Origin of the sequence: Polynucleobacter sp. AP-Reno-20A-A9 (assembly GCF_018882085.1) — a bacterium.
In the GTDB taxonomy this organism is placed as follows: domain Bacteria; phylum Pseudomonadota; class Gammaproteobacteria; order Burkholderiales; family Burkholderiaceae; genus Polynucleobacter.
Genome location: NZ_JACVPB010000001.1, coordinates 268,396 through 286,716 on the forward strand (window position 1 = coordinate 268,396; position 18,321 = coordinate 286,716).

Annotated in this window: 19 protein-coding genes; 16 read left to right on the plus strand and 3 right to left on the minus strand. The window is 46.0% G+C overall.

From position 1 onward, the window contains the following. The first annotated feature begins 9 nt into the window (after positions 1–9). The gene (gap, locus tag ICN39_RS01400) at positions 10–1,038 is read left to right on the plus strand and encodes a type I glyceraldehyde-3-phosphate dehydrogenase (protein WP_216232343.1); all 1,029 of its coding nucleotides are present in this window, start codon (positions 10–12) and stop codon (positions 1,036–1,038) included. A 145-nt stretch (positions 1,039–1,183) separates the two neighbouring features. On the opposite strand, the gene fur is transcribed toward gap, so the two are convergent. Beyond that, entirely contained in the window at positions 1,184–1,636 is a 453-nt protein-coding gene (gene fur / locus ICN39_RS01405) for a ferric iron uptake transcriptional regulator (RefSeq protein ID WP_216232410.1), read from the minus strand. A gap of 205 nt (positions 1,637–1,841) precedes the next feature. Between fur and ICN39_RS01410 the strand changes: the two genes are divergently transcribed. The 10 genes from ICN39_RS01410 (at position 1,842) to hemL (ending at position 12,419) form a co-directional block, all read left to right on the plus strand. After that, complete coding sequence (locus tag ICN39_RS01410; protein ID WP_255532238.1) at positions 1,842–2,402, plus strand: outer membrane protein assembly factor BamE; 561 nt, start codon at positions 1,842–1,844, stop codon at positions 2,400–2,402. 68 nt (positions 2,403–2,470) lie between these two features. Then, positions 2,471–3,271, plus strand: coding sequence for a 4-hydroxy-tetrahydrodipicolinate reductase (dapB, locus tag ICN39_RS01415; protein ID WP_216232411.1), 801 nt, complete (start codon positions 2,471–2,473; stop codon positions 3,269–3,271). A gap of 42 nt (positions 3,272–3,313) precedes the next feature. Then, the gene (gene leuS, locus ICN39_RS01420) at positions 3,314–5,986 is read left to right on the plus strand and encodes a leucine--tRNA ligase (RefSeq protein ID WP_216232345.1); all 2,673 of its coding nucleotides are present in this window, start codon (positions 3,314–3,316) and stop codon (positions 5,984–5,986) included. Between the two features lie 15 nt (positions 5,987–6,001). After that, positions 6,002–6,529 carry an LPS assembly lipoprotein LptE gene (lptE, locus tag ICN39_RS01425; RefSeq protein WP_216232346.1) on the plus strand — a complete coding sequence of 176 codons (528 nt, stop codon included), beginning with the start codon at positions 6,002–6,004 and terminating at the stop codon, positions 6,527–6,529. A 14-nt stretch (positions 6,530–6,543) separates the two neighbouring features. Further along, positions 6,544–7,605 (plus strand): DNA polymerase III subunit delta, encoded by a 1,062-nt coding sequence (holA, locus tag ICN39_RS01430; RefSeq protein ID WP_216232347.1) that lies wholly within the window; start codon positions 6,544–6,546, stop codon positions 7,603–7,605. A gap of 18 nt (positions 7,606–7,623) precedes the next feature. Further along, positions 7,624–8,901, plus strand: a complete 1,278-nt coding sequence (locus tag ICN39_RS01435) for a glutamate-5-semialdehyde dehydrogenase (RefSeq protein ID WP_216232348.1) — start codon at positions 7,624–7,626, stop codon at positions 8,899–8,901. 29 nt (positions 8,902–8,930) lie between these two features. Beyond that, on the plus strand, positions 8,931–9,356 hold the full coding sequence (locus ICN39_RS01440; protein ID WP_216232349.1) for a CopD family protein: 426 nt from the start codon (positions 8,931–8,933) through the stop codon (positions 9,354–9,356). Between the two features lie 60 nt (positions 9,357–9,416). Continuing rightward, entirely contained in the window at positions 9,417–10,853 is a 1,437-nt protein-coding gene (locus ICN39_RS01445; protein WP_216232350.1) for a class I SAM-dependent RNA methyltransferase, read from the plus strand. A gap of 80 nt (positions 10,854–10,933) precedes the next feature. Then, entirely contained in the window at positions 10,934–11,104 is a 171-nt protein-coding gene (locus ICN39_RS01450; RefSeq protein WP_071464595.1) for a rubredoxin, read from the plus strand. Between the two features lie 13 nt (positions 11,105–11,117). Then, positions 11,118–12,419, plus strand: coding sequence for a glutamate-1-semialdehyde 2,1-aminomutase (hemL, locus tag ICN39_RS01455; protein WP_216232412.1), 1,302 nt, complete (start codon positions 11,118–11,120; stop codon positions 12,417–12,419). Positions 12,420–12,454: 35 nt separating this feature from the next. On the opposite strand, the gene ICN39_RS01460 is transcribed toward hemL, so the two are convergent. Together ICN39_RS01460 and ICN39_RS01465 are read right to left on the minus strand one after the other, a co-directional pair. Beyond that, positions 12,455–13,294, minus strand: a complete 840-nt coding sequence (locus ICN39_RS01460; RefSeq protein ID WP_216232351.1) for a symmetrical bis(5'-nucleosyl)-tetraphosphatase — start codon at positions 13,292–13,294, stop codon at positions 12,455–12,457. Positions 13,295–13,343: 49 nt separating this feature from the next. Next, positions 13,344–14,816: a deoxyribodipyrimidine photo-lyase gene (locus tag ICN39_RS01465; protein ID WP_216232352.1), complete on the minus strand. Its 1,473-nt coding sequence runs from the start codon at positions 14,814–14,816 to the stop codon at positions 13,344–13,346. A gap of 73 nt (positions 14,817–14,889) precedes the next feature. Here ICN39_RS01465 and ICN39_RS01470 point away from each other — a divergent pair, with 73 nt between their 5' ends. The 5 genes from ICN39_RS01470 to ICN39_RS01490 all read left to right on the plus strand — a co-directional run bounded on the left by ICN39_RS01470 (position 14,890) and on the right by ICN39_RS01490 (position 18,289). Next, a complete protein-coding gene (locus ICN39_RS01470) occupies positions 14,890–15,702 on the plus strand; it encodes a YdcF family protein (RefSeq protein WP_216860905.1) in 813 nt (270 codons plus the stop codon). A 126-nt stretch (positions 15,703–15,828) separates the two neighbouring features. Next, positions 15,829–16,368 carry a YqgE/AlgH family protein gene (locus ICN39_RS01475; protein ID WP_255532246.1) on the plus strand — a complete coding sequence of 180 codons (540 nt, stop codon included), beginning with the start codon at positions 15,829–15,831 and terminating at the stop codon, positions 16,366–16,368. Next, a complete protein-coding gene (ruvX, locus tag ICN39_RS01480) occupies positions 16,361–16,774 on the plus strand; it encodes a Holliday junction resolvase RuvX (RefSeq protein ID WP_216232354.1) in 414 nt (137 codons plus the stop codon). Before ICN39_RS01475 ends, ruvX begins: the two co-directional genes overlap by 8 nt. A 55-nt stretch (positions 16,775–16,829) precedes the next feature. Continuing rightward, positions 16,830–17,330: a bifunctional pyr operon transcriptional regulator/uracil phosphoribosyltransferase PyrR gene (gene pyrR / locus ICN39_RS01485; protein WP_216232355.1), complete on the plus strand. Its 501-nt coding sequence runs from the start codon at positions 16,830–16,832 to the stop codon at positions 17,328–17,330. After that, positions 17,330–18,289 carry an aspartate carbamoyltransferase catalytic subunit gene (locus ICN39_RS01490; protein ID WP_216232356.1) on the plus strand — a complete coding sequence of 320 codons (960 nt, stop codon included), beginning with the start codon at positions 17,330–17,332 and terminating at the stop codon, positions 18,287–18,289. The genes pyrR and ICN39_RS01490 overlap by 1 nt, the downstream gene beginning before the upstream one ends. Positions 18,290–18,321 lie beyond the last annotated feature (32 nt).

Below are 18,321 nucleotides of genomic sequence, written 5' to 3' on the forward strand. Positions count from 1 at the left end.
GGGAAATAAATGACAATTCGTGTCGCAATTAATGGTTATGGGCGTATTGGCCGCATGGTATTGCGTGCTTTGTATGAAGATCAAGTAAATGGGAAGCCACGTCGTGATATCAAGATCGTCGCAATTAATGCGATGGGTGATATTGCAATCAATGCCCACCTTACAAAATATGACTCTGCTCATGGCCGCTTCCCAGCAGACGTATCTGTTGATGGTGACTGCATGGTGGTCAATGGTGACCGCATCAAAATGTTCTGCACACGTAATCCTGCAGAAACCCCATGGGGTGAGTTAGATGTTGATTTGGTTTTGGAATGTACTGGTAAGTTCACTTCAAAAGAAAAAGCCATGATTCATATTGAGCAGGGCGCGAAGAAAGTATTGATTTCTGCTCCTGGTGAAAAAGATGTGGATGCAACGATTGTGTATGGTGTAAATCAAAATGTATTGAAGCCAAGCGATGTTGTTGTATCGAATGCAAGTTGCACTACCAACTGTTTGGCTCCATTAGTGAAGCCGCTTTTAGAAAAGATTGGCATTGAATCTGGTTTGATGACAACGATTCATGCATTCACAAACGATCAGGTGTTGACTGATGTGTATCACAAGGATATGCGTCGCGCACGTTCTGCCGTTACCAGCATGATCCCAACGAAGACGGGTGCTGCTAAGGCGGTTGGTTTAGTTCTGCCAGCTTTGGCAGGTCGCTTTGATGGTTTTGCGATGCGCGTACCAGTCATCAACGTTTCTGTTGTGGATCTGACTTTTGCTGCAAGTCGCGCCACCAGCGTTGACGAAGTCAATGCCATCCTCAAGACCGCTAGCGAAGGCGAGCTTAAAGGTATTTTGGGCTTCAACACTTTGCCCTTGGTATCCATCGACTTTAATCACGACCCACGCCCAAGTATTTACGACGCCTCCCAAACTCGCGTTTCTGCAGATGGCAAGCTAGTGAAAGTATTGGCTTGGTATGACAACGAATGGGGTTATTCAGTGCAGATGCTGAATGCTGCAGAAGCATTAATGGCTGTAAAGTAAGAAAAATAGATAAAAGTATCTAAGAGTATCTAAAAGTTGTTAAAAAAACCTTAAATCTTACTTTTAGGCTTAACTTTGTAAAAAAGACCTCAATTTGAGGTCTTTTTTGCTTCTACAGTTCTGAAAACTGTTTACTTTGGCTGTGTTATTTAGCTTGTTTGTTGCGGCAATTTTTCTTTAAGCAATGGCCATACATGGCTAAAGAATGCTCTTGGAGCTTAAAACCGAGGTTTTTGGCAATATCACGCTGCCTTTTTTCAATAGCTTCGTCCACAAACTCCTCAACATGGCCACAATCAATGCAAACCAGATGGTCATGATGCTGACCCTCATTGAGTTCGTAGATAGCCCTGCTATCGCCTTTGCTGGATTCGAAATGGCTACGGAGCAATAGGCCGGCTCGCTCAAACTGGGTAAGCACCCGGTAAACCGTTGCCAAACCGATCTCTTTATCTTCTTTGGCTAGGGCCATAAAGACATCTTCAGCGCTAAAGTGCGTCCCGCCGTTTTGATGAAAAAAATCGAGGATTTTCATCCTTGGACCGGTAGCTTTTAGGCCAATATCGCGTAAATCTTCAGGGGTAGGGTTTTGGGTCATATTTATGGCATTGGGAGCTAAAATCAATGTCTTAATGATACGGCCAGCCATGCAAAATTGCCTTGAACTTTTTACCCGCCTTTTGAACCCGTTTTTGAAGGGTATCTATTCCCCCGTTAGATTGGGACTAGTATCTTTCGCTCTGCTGGGATTGATGGGGGTAGTTGGGTGTACTTCTGCAGTTGATGAAACTCAACGCGCCTGGATGAATAAGATTTTTAGACCTTATGTTCCGGATGTTGTACAAGGCAACTTTATTTCTAGCGAGCAGTACGCTAAGTTGCAATTAGGTATGACTCGTGAGCAAGTGCGTCAAATTTTAGGCACACCATTATTAGCAAGTTACTTCCATGCAAATCGCTGGGATTATATTTTTGAATTTAAGCGCTCTGGTCAAGTTGTCGGTAAAGACCGTCATGTGACCATATTTTTTGATGGCGACAAAGTAGTGAAGTTTGAAGGCGATGCTTTGCCAACCGAAGTTGAGATGGTTGCCGAGATCGATAACTACGCTAAAACTAAGCGCTCGTTCTGGGATGTCATTACGGGGTCCAATAAGCCGCCGGTCACGCCACCATTACAGCAACCTGAGCTGATGGTGCCAAGTAAAACGGATAATTTGGCAGCTGGTGCAGCCATACCACCAGCCACTACTGGCAGTTCATTCTGGGACTTTTTTAGTTTTTCTAAAAAGGATCCCAATGTTCAGCCTCAGCCTTTAGGGCCTGGCGCTCTCAATGTTCCGCAGGCTAGTGAAGCCAAGTAAAAATTACTTATGTGTTGATGCTGAAGTGAGTTCCTTTGGCAACTTTTAATCAGAAGCGAAGAAAAATGATGAAGATTGCAATTGCAGGCGCAACAGGCCGTATGGGTAAGATGTTGATTGAGGCTGTTCTCAATACAGCTGATGCACAGTTGGTTGGTGCGCTTGAACATAATGCGTGCCCACAGTTGGGTGAAGATGCTGGTGCCTTCTTGGGCAAAAAGACTGGCGTACAGATTTCTTCTGATGTCGATCAGGTTTTAGCCAATGCCCAATTCTTAATTGACTTCACTAGGCCTGAAGGCACTATGGCCCATTTGGCTGTTGCTGAAAAGACCGGTACCAAAATGATTATTGGTACCACTGGTCTGACTACCGAACAAATTGCGAGTTTGAAAAAAGCTTCCGAAAAATTAGCAATTGTTTTTGCGCCAAACATGAGTGTGGGTGTGAATGCGACTTTTAAGTTGCTGGAGATCGCAGCAAAGATGCTCAATCAAGGTTATGACATTGAGATTATTGAGGCTCATCACAAGCATAAGGTGGATGCCCCTTCTGGTACGGCGCTTAAGATGGGCGAAGTAATTGCGGATGCTTTAGGTGAAAAGCTCGATGACGTTGCTGTGTATGCACGCGAAGGTCATACCGGTGAGCGCAAAGAAGGCTCAATCGGTTTTGCAACGATTCGTGGTGGCGATATTGTTGGTGACCACACTGTGTTATTTGCAGGTGATGGTGAGCGCATTGAAATCAGTCATAAATCCTCAAGCCGTCAGTCCTATGCTCAAGGTTCATTGCGCGCAGCCCGTTTCTTGCAAAACCAAAGTGCTGGTTTATTCGATATGCAAGATGTTCTCGGCTTGCGCAAATAATTAGTCAATCAATTAAAAATAGAAGAAAAGAGTTGCTGAAGAATGAGTAAGGATTACGACTACCGCAGTATTGAAGCGGCAGCGCAAGCTGATTGGGAAAGTGCGCAAGTCTATCAAGTAGCGGAGAACGCAGTCGATGCACAGGGCAAGCAGAAGCCAAAGTACTATGCCTGCTCAATGTTGCCTTATCCATCTGGCAAGCTCCACATGGGGCACGTACGCAACTACACCATTAACGATGTAATGGCGCGTCAGCTTCGCATGCAAGGTTATAACGTTCTCATGCCTATGGGTTGGGATGCCTTTGGTATGCCGGCCGAAAATGCGGCGATACAGAATAAAGTTCCTCCAGCTAAGTGGACCTACGACAACATTGCTTATATGAAAAAGCAAATGGCTGCGATGGGTTTGGCGATTGATTGGTCACGTGAAGTTGCTACGTGTAGCCCCGACTACTATCGTTGGAACCAGTGGCTCTTTTTAAAGATGCTCGAAAAGGGTATCGCGTATCGCAAAACGCAAGTAGTGAATTGGGATCCAATTGACCAAACGGTTTTGGCGAACGAGCAGGTGATTGATGGTCGCGGGTGGCGCTCTGGCGCTTTAGTAGAAAAGCGCGAGATTCCTGGTTACTACTTCAATATCACTGCCTATGCAGAACCATTGCTTTCTGGTTTAGATGGCTTGGGCTGGCCTGAGCGCGTCAAGACCATGCAGCAAAACTGGATCGGTAAAAGCCGTGGCGTGCGTTTTGCTTTTAAGCATGACATTGCTGATGAGCACGGTAACTTTATTCAAGACGGTCTTTTGTATGTGTTCACTACGCGCGCAGACACCATCATGGGTGTTACTTTCTGTGCAGTAGCAGCAGAGCATCCATTGGCTACTAAGGCAGCCGCCAACAATCCAGAGCTCGCTGCATTTATTGAGAAATGCAAAACAGGTAGTGTGATTGAGGCTGATTTAGCTACTCAAGAAAAAGAAGGGATGTTTACTGGTCTGTATGTCACACATCCTTTGACGCAAGAGCCGGTACCAGTCTGGGTTGGTAATTATGTATTAATGTCTTATGGGGATGGCGCAGTAATGGGTGTGCCTGCTCACGATGAGCGCGACTTTGCTTTTGCGCTGAAGTATGAATTGCCGATCAAGCAAGTGATTGCACTCAAAGATGAGTCGCCTATGTTTAATGCCACTCGCTGGGAAGATTGGTATGCCCAAAAAGAAGGTGTAGTTTGTTTTAACAGCGCTCAGTTTGATGGCTTATCGCATGAAGAGGCGGTGAGTGCGGTTGCGAAAGAATTTGAAAAGCTCGGCATTGGCGAAATCAAAACTACCTATCGATTGCGTGATTGGGGTATTTCTCGTCAGCGCTATTGGGGCACGCCAATCCCGATCATTCATTGTGGTGATGACAGCAATCCTGGTTGTGGTGCTGTGCCTGTGCCTGAGGCAGATCTACCGGTAGTGTTACCTGAGGATTGCGTGCCAGATGGTAGCGGTAATCCACTCAATAAACGTGCCGACTTCTTGAATGTGAAGTGTCCGAAGTGCGGCAAGCCTGCGCGTCGTGAAACTGACACCATGGATACCTTTGTGGATTCCTCTTGGTATTTCATGCGCTATACCGGACCTAATGCTAAGACCATGGTCGATGAGCGCAACGAATATTGGATGCCAATGGATCAGTATATTGGTGGTATTGAGCATGCGATTTTGCATTTGCTCTATGCGCGCTTTTGGACTAAGGTCATGCGCGACCTTAATCTCATTACCTTTGATGAGCCCTTCCAGAATTTGCTCACCCAAGGCATGGTTCTCAATGAGACTTACTATTCTGAAGATGCTTCGGGTAAAAAGACTTGGCTTAATCCCTTGGATGTGGAATTAGATCTTGATGAAAAGGGTCGTCCACAGGGCGCCAAGTTGATAGGTGACGCTTCCAATACACCGGTAATCATTGGTGGCGTTGAGAAGATGTCTAAGAGCAAGAACAATGGTGTTGATCCCCAAGCTTTGATTGATCAACATGGTGCTGATACCGCGCGTCTATTTGTGATGTTTGCTGCTCCTCCTGAGCAACAGCTAGAGTGGTCTGGTGCTGGTGTGGATGGCGCCTCTCGTTTCTTGCGCCGCGTGTGGATGTATTCCAGCAGTCAGGCAAGCGCCTTACGTGATGCTTCTGATAGCTTGCCTGGTAACTTGAGTGATGCTGAGAAAGAACTGCGTCGTGAAGTGCATACCATTTTGAAGCAAGCTAATTTTGACTACCAACGTCGTCAATACAACACGGTGGTTTCTGCAGCAATGAAGATGCTCAATATTCTTGAGCCTATCAAGTTGGAGCAGAATACCGCCATTAGTGCGCCAGTCTTGCGTGAATGCTTAAGTATTTTATTGCGCGTTCTCTATCCAGTGGTTCCACACATGACCCATGTGTTGTGGAAAGATCTTGGTTATACAAAAACTTACGGGCCTTTGCTTGATGCTCCATGGCCTTCGGTAGATGAAGCGGCATTGGTGCAGACTGAACTGACTTTGATGCTTCAGATTAATGGCAAGTTGCGTGGCGATATTAAAGTGCCAGCAGATGCCAGCAAAGAGCAGGTTGAGTCATTGGCTTTACAAAGTGAGCCCGCACAAAAAGCTTTGAATGGCAATTCACCGAAAAAGGTAATTGTGGTGCCTGGACGTTTGGTCAATATTGTTGCTTAAATAGAAAAAAGAGACATGAGCGTAAATTCCCTTCGTCGTGCAATGCTAGGCTTAATTGCTACTGCTCCATTAGGTGGATTGATCGCTTGTGGCTATCGCTTGCGAGGCATGGTGGATTTGCCGTTTAAGGTGATTGCCATTACCGGTAATCCATCCCCACCTCTCAGGGCAGACTTGCAGACAGCGATTTTGACCGGCACCGATGCCAAAGTAGCTATTAATCCGAAAGATGCAGATCTCATCTTGGAAATTACCAACGACATTAATGGTCGTGAGATTTTGGCTTACAACTCGAATGGTCAGGTATCTGCATATCGCCTCAATATTCGGGTTGGCTTTAGAGCTTTTGATTTAGCTGGAGCAGAAATCGTGCCTGAGGCAGAGATTTACATGACTCGCGATATGGACTTCACTGTCTCTACGGTTTTGGCTACTGATGTTCAAATTCAGCAATTCTTAACTCTCATGCGTAAAGACTTGGCTATTCAGATCTTACGTCGTGTTGCTGCTGCCGCAAGAGCGCCGCAAGCAAGAGCATTTTAGAGGTGAATTAAGGCATGGTTAAAGTTGATGCCTTGCAGGTGCACCTCAAGTCTTTGAGTTCTGGTGGTGCAATGTTGCCACTCTATATCTTTAGTGGCGATGAGCCGCTGTTGATGATGGAGGCTATGGATCAATTACGAGCTTCTGCTAAGAAACAAAACTTCACCGAACGTGAGGTGTTATTACAGGAGCGAGGATTTGATTGGAGCGCTCTGCTGAATGCAGGTCAGACAATGTCTTTGTTTGGTGACAAGCGTTGGGTCGAGTTGCGCATTCCAACTGGTAAGCCTGGGCGCGATGGCGCCGATGCTTTAAAACAATTCGCTGCTCAAATTGCTTCGCAATCAGTTGGGTCTGATGGTCCGGATACCGTTGTCTGTATTGTGTTGCCTCGCTTGGATGGCAAGACTAAGACTTCTGCGTGGTTCAGCGCTTTGGACGATGCCGGAATGGCTATTCAGATAGATTCTTTGGATCGCAGCCATTTGCCACAGTGGATCGCGGGACGACTCAAGCGCCAAGATCAAGAGGTTGAGGCAGGACCGGAGGGTCAGCGCGCACTTGAGTTTATTGCCGATCAGGTAGAAGGCAACTTGATTGCTGCTCATCAAGAAATATTGAAATTAGGTTTGTTATATCCAGTCGGAAAATTGACTGAGGAGCAAATTCGGTCATCCATTTTGAAGGTGGCGCGCTACAACGTCTTTGAATTGACTGAGGCAATGCTGGCTGGAGATCTGGCTAGGCTAAATCGCATGCTTGATGGCCTCAAAGGTGAGGGTGAACCGCTAGTATTGATTCTGTGGAGCGTAACTGAAGAGCTTCGGATACTATCTAAATTAAAGGCTGCAAGCGATGCTGGTGAATCAGTGCAGAACTTGATGCGGGCCAACCGAATTTGGGGAAATAAAGAACGTTTATACCCGGCAGCATTAAGAAGGGTTCAGCCCCTCAAGCTGCGAAGAGCGATGCAGGTTGCGGCAGGATTGGATCGCCAAGTAAAGGGTTTGCATGCGGCTGAATTACCTGCCGATCCATGGGATGGTTTGCGTTTAGTTGGAAATTTACTCCGTTAAGAAATAAGAGATTAAGAAATGAGTTCATCCATTCAAGAAATGATGCAAGACATTGGGATGCGAGCACGTGCCGCATCGCGTGCAATGGCGCGCGCATCAAGTGAGCAAAAGAATCAGGCTTTATTACATATTGCTAAAGTAGTTCGTCAGCAAGCCGCTGAAATTCAGAGGATTAATCAAGTGGATGTAGAGCGCGCAAAAGGCAATGGGCAGGATCCTGCTTTTGTTGATCGCCTAACTATGACCCCTAAAACGATTGAAACCATGGCTTTGGGTCTAGAGCAAATTGTTTCTTTAGATGATCCGATTGGCAAGATTTCCGCTTTGCAAAAGCAGACTTCCGGCATTGAGTTGGGTCAGATGCGCGTACCTTTGGGTGTGATTGGCATCATTTATGAGTCTCGCCCAAACGTCACTATTGATGCGGCCGCCTTATGCTTAAAGTCTGGCAATGCCGTGATATTGCGTGGTGGTTCCGAAGCAATTGATTCAAATACTTTGTTAGCCCAGATTATTCAAGAGGGTCTGGCTGCTGCCGGCTTACCTAAAGATGCTGTGCAAGTGGTGACTACTACCGATCGTAGCGCCGTCGGTGAGATGATCACCATGACCCAATATATTGATGTGATCGTGCCTCGCGGCGGTAAGAGTTTAATTGCCCGCCTTATGGCTGAAGCGCGTGTGCCTATGATTAAGCACTTAGATGGAATTTGTCATACTTATATTGATGCTGATGCAGACATAGCAATGGCAGTGAAGGTATGTGATAACGCCAAGACTCAACGCTACGCCCCTTGCAATGCAATGGAGACCTTGCTAGTTAATCAAGAGGTCGCAGGAAAAGTGTTGCCAACGCTTTGCAAGATTTATCAAGACAAAGGCGTGGAGCTTCGGGTCGATAGTTTGACTCGCAAAACGCTTGAGGCAAATGGATTTCAGAATCTAGTCGATGCAAATGAAGAAGATTGGCAAACTGAATACTTGGCCCCAATCCTGTCGATTAAGACGGTGGCTAATATCGACGAGGCCATGAACCATATAGAGCAATATGGCAGCAAGCATACGGATGCCATTATTACTAATAACAAAGCACAGGCTGATCGCTTCTTGCGTGAAGTAGATAGCGCGAGCGTGATGGTTAATGCGAGCACCCGCTTTGCGGATGGCTTTGAATATGGCCTAGGGGCTGAAATCGGCATCTCTAATGACAAATTGCATGCTCGTGGCCCTGTAGGCCTTGATGGATTGACCTCATTGAAGTATGTGGTCATGGGTCATGGTGAGATTCGGACATAACGTAAAAAGATAAATAGAACAAACTACATATGAGCAACGCCTACCTCTGGGTAAAAACCTTTCACATCGTCTTCATTACCTCTTGGTTCGCCGGTTTGTTTTACCTGCCCAGAATTTTTGTGAACTTGGCTGAAGAGAAAAACTCTGAGGCATATGCTCGTCTTTTGGGTATGGCTGATCGCCTCTTTCGATTCATGACAATCTTGGCTGTGCCGGCGGTACTACTAGGTCTGACGCTATGGCTTTACTTTGGCATTGGCGCTGGCGATATCTGGATGCACGCCAAATTGTTCTTGGTAATTTTGGTGATTGGGTATCACCATGCCTGTTTAAGTCTGCTTAAGAAGTTTCGCGCAGGCGTCAACAAGCGATCTGGTGTTTGGTTTCGTTGGTTTAATGAAGTCCCGGTGATATTGCTGGTGATTATTGTTGCCTTGGTATTGTTTAAGCCTTAAGACCAACCTATAAATATTGTTTTATTTTTTTAATCCCCCCATTTAAAGATTGTTAGCCCCATGAGATTTTTTGTTGTTTGTCCAGGCGGTTTGGAAGTGCCGCTTGCCCAGGAGCTGGCAGAGATTGCTGGACGCCCAGAATGTAAGGCCTTGGGAGCATGGGTGATTGATCCTACGCCTACTAGTCCTACTGGTGGTGTTGGTCTCGCTGCGCCGATTTCTGCTGCAATGGCATTGAATTTGCATTCACGTATTGCGAGTCGGGTGTTGTTGCAAATGGCCCAAGCACCTTATAGGCAAGAAGAAGACTTGTATAAATTGGCGAGCGGCTTGGCTTGGGAGGAGTGGTTTAGCTCAAAGCAAACGTTACGAGTGGATGTGACAGCACATCGCTCCCCATTAAAGAGCTTAAATTTTGCAACTCTCAAAATTAAAGATGCCATCGTTGACCGTTTACGTGATGTGACTGGTGACCGCCCTAGCATTGATACCGCCTTTCCGGATGTGCGAGTGCAGGCCCATTTAACAGCCACTCAAATCACGATTTATTTAGACACTTCCGGTGAGGCATTATTTAAGCGTGGCTGGCGCGATGAAAAAGGCGATGCACCCCTAAAGGAAAACTTAGCCGCTGGCATCTTATCGATTACCGCTTGGAAACCAGGACAAGCTTTATTTGATCCTATGTGCGGTAGCGGCACCTTCTTAATTGAGGCTGCGCAGCTAGCATTGGCTATTCCTCCTGGCGCTATTCGTGCAGGCATGTATGGCGATGATGCCAAGCCAAGTCGATTAGCTTATCGCCCCTTGGTGACTTCCTCTCATGGCTTTGGGTTTCAGAGACTCAAGCCATTTAATGAGGCTGCTGAGCAGAAGCGCTGGGTAGATTTGAAAGAGGCGGCACTTGCTTTGATATTAGAAAAGCGTAAGCAATATCCAAGTGTTGATGCTCTGAAAATATCTGGTGGTGATATCAATGAGAAATTAGTATCGATGTTCAAAGGCAATTGGCAAAGAGCCCAATTGCCCGATCAGCCAGTAGTACGACAGGTTGATGCTTTGGCAGCCAAAGCCCCGGGTAATCTCAGCGAGGGCGTGATGTTATTGAACCCTCCTTATGGAGAGCGCTTAGTTATTAAGGGTGGACGTGGTCAGGATCACGTCTCTAGTGAAGATGCTAATTACGATGATGAACCTGATAATCGTTTTGAGTTGAATTTAGAAACTGGTCGTCAAAGTGCTAAGCGTTCAAGCCGTGAGTCTTTGAAGAAGCTTCAAGCTCAAGAAGAGCAGGATCCAAAGTTTGTGGAGTTTTTGCGTCAATTTGGACAGCATCTCAAAGAAGATTTCGGTGGCTGGAATATCTTTGTTTTGACGGCTGATATGGCTCTGCCAGGCCAGTTGCGCATCAAAGAATCCAAGCGCACACCTTTATTTAATGGTCCTTTGGAGTGCCGTTTATTCAAGTTTGAGATGCATGCCAAGCGACCAGCTTAATACAGTCAAAAACCTTAAAATAAACGAGCAAGCTTAATACAGCTCATTCATGCAGCTAAAAATATTCGGAGATGAGGGTAATGGAATTTAAAACGTATATGTGTTTGATCTGCGGCTGGGTTTATGACGAAGCCGCTGGTTTACCTGATGAAGGTATTGCACCGGGAACGCTTTGGAAAGATGTGCCTATGAATTGGACTTGTCCAGAATGCGGCGCTCGTAAAGAAGATTTTGAAATGATGGCAATTTAATTCGGAAGTAATGATGGTAAAAGTAGATCAAAACGAAGTTTTATTTGAGCGTGCACAAAAGACTATTCCTGGAGGCGTCAACTCTCCAGTGCGAGCATTTCGTCAGGTGGGCGGCACCCCCCGTTTTGTTACTAGAGCCCAAGGTCCTTATTTCTGGGATGCCAATGATCAGCGTTATATCGACTTAATTATGTCTTGGGGCCCAATGATTGCGGGCCACGCCAATCCTGAAGTGGTGGCTGCGGTTCAGAAGGCTGCTGAAACTAGCTTTAGTTATGGCGCTCCGACTGAAGGCGAGATTGAATTGGCTGAGCGCATCTGCGCTCTGATGCCGAGCGTTGAACAAGTGCGCATGGTTTCTAGCGGAACTGAAGCAACGATGAGCGCTTTACGTCTAGCTCGTGGTTACACCGGTCGTGACTTGATTATTAAGTTTGAAGGTTGCTATCACGGTCATGCCGATAGTCTTTTAGTCAAAGCGGGTTCAGGCTTGCTTACCTTTGCCGATTCCACCCACAATGCACCGTCTTCTGGTGGCGTTCCGCAGGATTTGGTGAAGCACACTTTAGTTCTGCCTTATAACGATGTGGCAGCAATTGAGGAAGTCTTTAAAAAGCAGGGCGATCAGATCGCTGCTGTGATCTTGGAGCCGATTGCCGGCAACATGAATCTGATTCAGCCTTCAAAAGAATTTTTATCGACCATTCGAAGCTTGACTAGTAAGCATGGCGGCGTCTTAATCTACGACGAAGTGATGACTGGTTTTAGAGTCGCCCTAGGTGGCGCTCAGTCCTTGCAGGGCATCACCCCTGATCTCACTTGCCTAGGCAAGGTCATGGGCGGCGGTATGCCGATGGCGGCATTTGGTGGCAAGAAAGAGATCATGAATAAGCTTGCCCCTTTGGGTAACGTTTATCAGGCAGGCACTTTATCCGGTAATCCGGTAGCAGTTGCTGCTGGTTTGAAAACTTTGGAGATTATTTCTCGCGAAGGTTTCTACGAATGCTTATCTGGCCAAACAGAAAAGTTGATGACCGGCTTAAAGCAAGCCGCAGATAAGGCCAGTGTTCCTTTTGCTGTGGATAGCGTAGGCGGTATGTTTGGTTTTTACTTCACCGATCACGTACCAACTTCTTATGAGGCGGTTACCAAAACCAATATTGAAGCGTTTAAGAAATTCTTTCATCTGATGCTAGATGAAGGGGTTTATCTGGCGCCTTCAGCTTATGAGGCTGGCTTTACTTCAATTGCTCATGACAACGCAGTGATTGATACCATTATTGCCGCTGCCGAGAAATCATTTAAAAAGCTTTGAGCTTTAAGCATTAAACAATCAATATTTCTGATTATTTACATTCTGAGTGGGTGGTCGTAACCACTCACCTGAATGAGCTCTAGACTTTTGGAGTCTTTATTTGAGTTGGGGATTTCTAGGGCAGAGAGCTTGCCACCCCATACGCAGCCAGTATCTAAGCCAATCACATTATGTTGACGTAGTAAGCCCAATGTTGACCAGTGGCCGAAGTACGTGAGAACGTCCTGAGTCTTTCTGCCTGGAACCTTGAACCACGGGATATAGCCTTTGGGGCCTTGCTCCAAGCCTTCTTTGCTCTCAAATTCCATTTTTCCAGTGGGTGTGCAGAAACGCATTCTGGTTAGGGTATTGGTAATCACGCGTAGGCGTTCATAGCCTTTCAGCGAGTTGCTCCACTGATTTGGTGTATTTCCATACATATTGGCCAGAAAATCTTTATACGATTTGCTACGTAAAGTTTTTTCTACTTCTTGAGCGCATTCAATGGTTTGCTGCAGATCCCATTGCGGCAACACTCCCGCATGAACTGTTAATACTTTGCCATTGCTCAAGGCCATGGGTCGATTACGAATCCAGTGAATCAGTTCTTTGCGATCTGGCGCCGATAGTATGGGTTCGATGGTGTCCAAGCCCTTAGATTTGCGAAGCCCTGCATCGATTGCTAGGAGGTGCAGATCATGATTGCCTAAGATGCATTCAGCGCGACCAGATTCTTGTAAGGCTTTTAGTTGGCGTAATGCACCAAGCGAGTCTGGGCCGCGATTGACTAGATCTCCCAAAAAAATCATCTTAGATTTTTTAGGGAGTTTCTTAACTAGGGCTTTAAGGGAGGGTGCGCAACCCTGCACATCGCCTATAGCGTATATCTTGCTCATGCCCTATCTTAAATCGGAACTGTGAATAGGCCTTGAATGATTCTATAGATTAGGCAACTTTTTTAACAACGCTATACCGCACCAAGGTATTTTTGCGTGCTTCATCGTGATCTATCACTGGCAGTGGATAGTCTCGCCCAAGCACCAGTCCGTCGGCTTCTAGCTCAATATGGCCCGCTTTCCAGGGGGCGTGAACAGACTTTTTGGAGAGCTTTTCCAGTTGAGGAAGGTAACGTTTAATAAACTTACCTTCTGGATCAAATTTTTCTGATTGGGTAATGGGGTTGAAGATGCGGAAGTAGGGTTGCGCATCACATCCTGATGAAGAGGCCCACTGCCAACCACCATTGTTTGAGGAAAGCTCAAAGTCATTGAGATGTTCTGCAAAGTAAGCTTCACCCCAGCGCCAATCTATTCCCAAATCCTTGGTCAGAAAGCTTGCTACTACCATTCGTAAGCGGTTATGCATGTAGCCACTTTGGTTAAGTTGATGCATGGCGGCATCAACTAATGGGTAGCCTGTTTTACCTTCGCACCAAGCGGCAAAAAGTTTCTTTGCCTTTGGACCAGATTCCCAAACAATGTTGTCATAATCAGGTTTAAAAGATGCACCTGTGGCTAAGCGAGGATGATTAGCCAGAATCATGAAATAAAAATCACGCCAAATCAGTTCGCTTAACCAAATGGTTGCACCCATGCTGCCAGCCAACATGCGGCGATGGGCTTCACGTACTAAACCTCTGATAGAGAGCATGCCAAAGCGTAAGTGGGTAGATAGGTAGCTGACCCCTTTAATGGCCGGGAAGTCCCTGCCAATCTGATATTGATCAATGCGTGGCAGGAAATCTTCTAAAAAGGCTTGACCACCCTCGGAGCCAGGCGGTAGATAGCTTTCGATGCCGGTGGGGCAAAAGCCCATCGACTCAAGCGAAGGAAATTCTTGATCTAATTTTTTAGGGACAGCTGAAAACTGTCCAGGTTTTGGATTGCACTCATATGCAGCAAGATCTTTTTCTTGAAGAGTCTTGAGCCAGTTGTTTTTATAAGGCGTAAAGATCGAAAAGACAGTATTTGAGTTTGTAAGAATTTCTTTCTTCTCAAAAATGACTTGGTCTTTAAAGCTCTTAAAATCAATTCCTAATTTTTCTAGAGATGCTTGAACAGCTTCATCTCTCTCAATTGCTGAGGGTTCATAGTCGTGATTGGTGAAAACGGTTTCAACGCCCAACTCTTTTGCAATTTGAGGAACACATTCGGTAGGGTTGCCAAAGCGAACGATCAGTCCACCGCCTTGCTTTTGAAGTTCATCATCGATTTGCTTTACGCCCTGCCAGATGAAATCTACACGGCGATCATGCTTGAGCCCATTGGCATCTAAATCACCCTTCAATAAGGGTTTGAGAATGTCTGTATCAAAAATGAACGTAAGCCAAACTTGACCACTTTCTTTTAGGGCGTGGTGAAGCGCAGCATTGTCATAGAGGCGGAGGTCACGGCGGAGCCAAACGAGAGCTTTTTGCATAGCCCCTATATTAGGGCTTATTCAGAGTAAATGCAGGCGGCTAGGCGGGGCAATCAGGTTAAGATCCTAATGAATGATAGATACGATCTTTTTTATTCTCTCGAAGGTAGTGCAATTTTGCATTGAGCCGCTCAATTGGGTGCCTATTTTCGTATTGCTGGCACTCTTCTTTTTATCCCTACGAAAACCGCACCTGTGCAAACGATTTTTATTGTTAGCGCTACTAGATCTATTTATTGTCGGCTGGCTCCCGACCTCAGAGATTTTATTGAGCAGTATTGAGAATCTCACTCCTAAAGTAGAGTTATCCAAAGATCTAGTGAGTGAAGTTGGTGGAATCATTATTTTGGGTGGAGCAATCAACGGTAGCGAAATTGCGGTTGATAGAGGTGAGGTATCGATTCATTCCTCGGCTGAGCGGGTTACTAAGGCATTCGAGCTGATTCGTAAGAATCCTTCATTGCCATATATATTCAGTGGCTACTCTGGGCGCATTACACCTAGAGGTTTATCTGAGGCAGATGCATTTAAGCAGTTGATTCAAGAGCAGGGCTTAAGCGAGCAGAACGCGCATTATGAAAATCAGTCTCGTAACACTTACGAAAATGTGCTGTATATGAAGCCCATCATTCAAGAATTTGGGTCCAAGGATGAGTCTGGACAATTAAAACCCTGGCTTTTAATTACCTCTGCCAGCCACATGTATCGATCTGTAAGGATCTTTCAAAAACAAGACTTGCCAGTATTACCTCTGCCGGTAGATTATCAGACCGCCAATCACCTTCAGTGGACTGAATTTGATTTGGTGGATGGGGCGCAAAACTGGCATGATGTTGTTCATGAGCTTGTTGGCCTTTTTGCTTACTGGATTACCGGAAAAATCTAGATATTCTGTAAAATAAGCCATATGACTTCGGCTAAAAAAGCACCCCCTGCTTCAGAACGAGCTTCTGTGTCAGAGTCATCAATTTCATTTTCCGCAGACCATCTCGCTAATCAGTTTTTAATTGCTATGCCGGGCATGGTGGATCCTAATTTTGCTGGTTCTGTGATTTACCTGTTTGAGCATACCGAGAGGGGTGCAATGGGTTTGGTTATTAATCGACCTACTGAGGTCGATTTGGAAACGCTCTTTGACAAGATTGAGTTGAAATTAGAAATTGCCCCTTTATTGAAGCAGCCAGTTTATTTCGGTGGCCCAGTTCAAATAGAGCGCGGTTTCGTTTTGCATGAGTCTGATTCGTTGTCTCCTTATAGCTCCTCCTTAATTATTCCGGGTGGCTTGACGATGACTACTTCAAAGGATGTCCTTGAGGCGGTTGCTGCAGGCAAAGGCCCGCAACATTTTTTGATGACCCTGGGATATGCCGGATGGGGTGCTGGTCAGCTTGAAGAAGAGATTACGCTGAATGGCTGGATGAATGTGCCGCTGGCACGCGAACAAATGATTGAGATCATTTTCAATACCCCATCAAGTCAGCGTTACGAAAAAGCGGTGAGTCACCTTGGTTTTGATTTGTCTCATCTGTCTGGAGAGGCTGGGCATGCCTGACGCATTGACGGTGATGGCATTTGATTATGGAACCCGTAGAGTGGGTGTGGCAGTCGGAAACTCTGTTACAAAAGCAGGCCAAGCTTTGAAGACCATTGCAGCGCCAAGTAGCGATGTTCTTTTTCAGACAATTGAGAAGCTCTTGAAGGAGTGGCAGCCTGACCAATTGGTGGTTGGCAGACCAGTACATCCAGACGGCACCCCCCATGAAATGACTGGAAAGGCAGTCCGCTTCGGCAATCAACTGAATGGCCGCTTTCAGTTGCCGGTTTCCTGGGTAGATGAGCGCTATACCTCAGCAGTTTTGGAGGGGGACTCCAAGATGCACGACAATCTAGATTCGCATTCTGCAGCGCTTATTTTGGAGCAGTTTTTTGCAGAACATAGTGTGAAGCCCCTAAGTTAGATTAAGTTAAACACCAGACAAAGAAATAAATCTTATATAGAGCCCGGACCAGAGAATGAACGCTGAACAGTTATACGGAAAATTACTAGAGAACTTGCGCAAGAGAGCGCAAGAGGGCTCTTTCGAGCTTGCTGGGCTTGCTATGGGTGGTGCATGGATTGCAGAGCGGCTCGCCCATGATTTAGGGCTTCCACACTTTGGAATCATTAATGTCGCTTTTCATCGGGATGACTATGCGGAAAAAGGCATGACTGCTTTACGTACTGCTAGCACTATGACTACGCATTTACCTTTTGATGTCAATGGTGCCAATGTAGTTTTGATAGATGATGTGTTGCTCACTGGCAGGACTGTTCGAGCAGCTCTCAATGAGTTATTTGATTTTGGAAGGCCTGCTCAAGTTGAGCTCATGGTCCTTGCCGATCGGGGAAATCGTGAATTACCAGTAACCGCTAACTTTGTAGGTGAGCAGGTACAGGTTCCGGATAACCAAATTCTGGTTTTAGAAAAAGATACCGCTGGCAAGTTCAGCTTTCAGCTAGAGGAGCGTGAGTAATGAGTCAGCTGGTAAATCAATTTAATGCGGCTGGAGAGCTAACGCACCTTCTCACTCTAGAGGGCTTGCCTAAGGAGCAGATTCTGCATATTTTGGATACTGCGCAACAGTTTGTGAGCGTGACAGATCCGGCCCGCGAGGTGAAGAAGGTTCCGTTACTGCGCGGCAAAAGCGTATTTAATCTGTTCTTTGAAAACTCTACCCGTACTAGAACCACTTTTGAAATTGCCGCTAAGCGTTTATCAGCAGATGTGATTAATTTAGATATTTCAACTTCGTCTACCGCTAAGGGCGAGAGTTTGCTCGACACCATTGATAATTTAGTGGCAATGCAGGCTGATATTTTTGTTGTGCGTCATAGCGTATCTAAAGCCCCAATTGAAATCGCAAATCACGTACCCTCACATGTGCACGTTGTGAATGCAGGCGATGGTAGTCATCAACATCCAACGCAAGGCTTGTTGGATATGTATACGATGCGCCACTTTAAGCAAAACTTCAAAGGTTTGAGGGTTGCGATTGTGGGGGACATTGTTCATAGCCGTGTTGCTAAATCGAATATTCATGCATTGACTACTTTAGGCTGTGAAGATATTCGTGCGATTGGTCCAGAAAGTTTGCTGCCAAGTAATCTAGATATGTTGGGCGTCAAGGTCTTCCATAGCATGGAGGAGGGCCTCAAGGATGTAGATGTTGTGATGACCCTGCGCATTCAAAAGGAGCGCATGGAAACTGGTCAGGTTCCCGAGGGAGACGCCTTCTTTAAGCAATATGGTTTAAATCCTGCGCGTTTAGCCTTGGCCAAGTCGGATGCCATCGTCATGCATCCAGGACCCATGAATCGCGGGGTTGAGATTGATTCAATTGTTGCCGATGGCCCTCAATCCGTGATCTTGAGCCAAGTAACGTTTGGCATTGCAGTCCGCATGGCTGTGATGTCCATTGTTGCCGGTAACTAATCGAGCTAATTGAGTGACCATTTCTTTGCCCG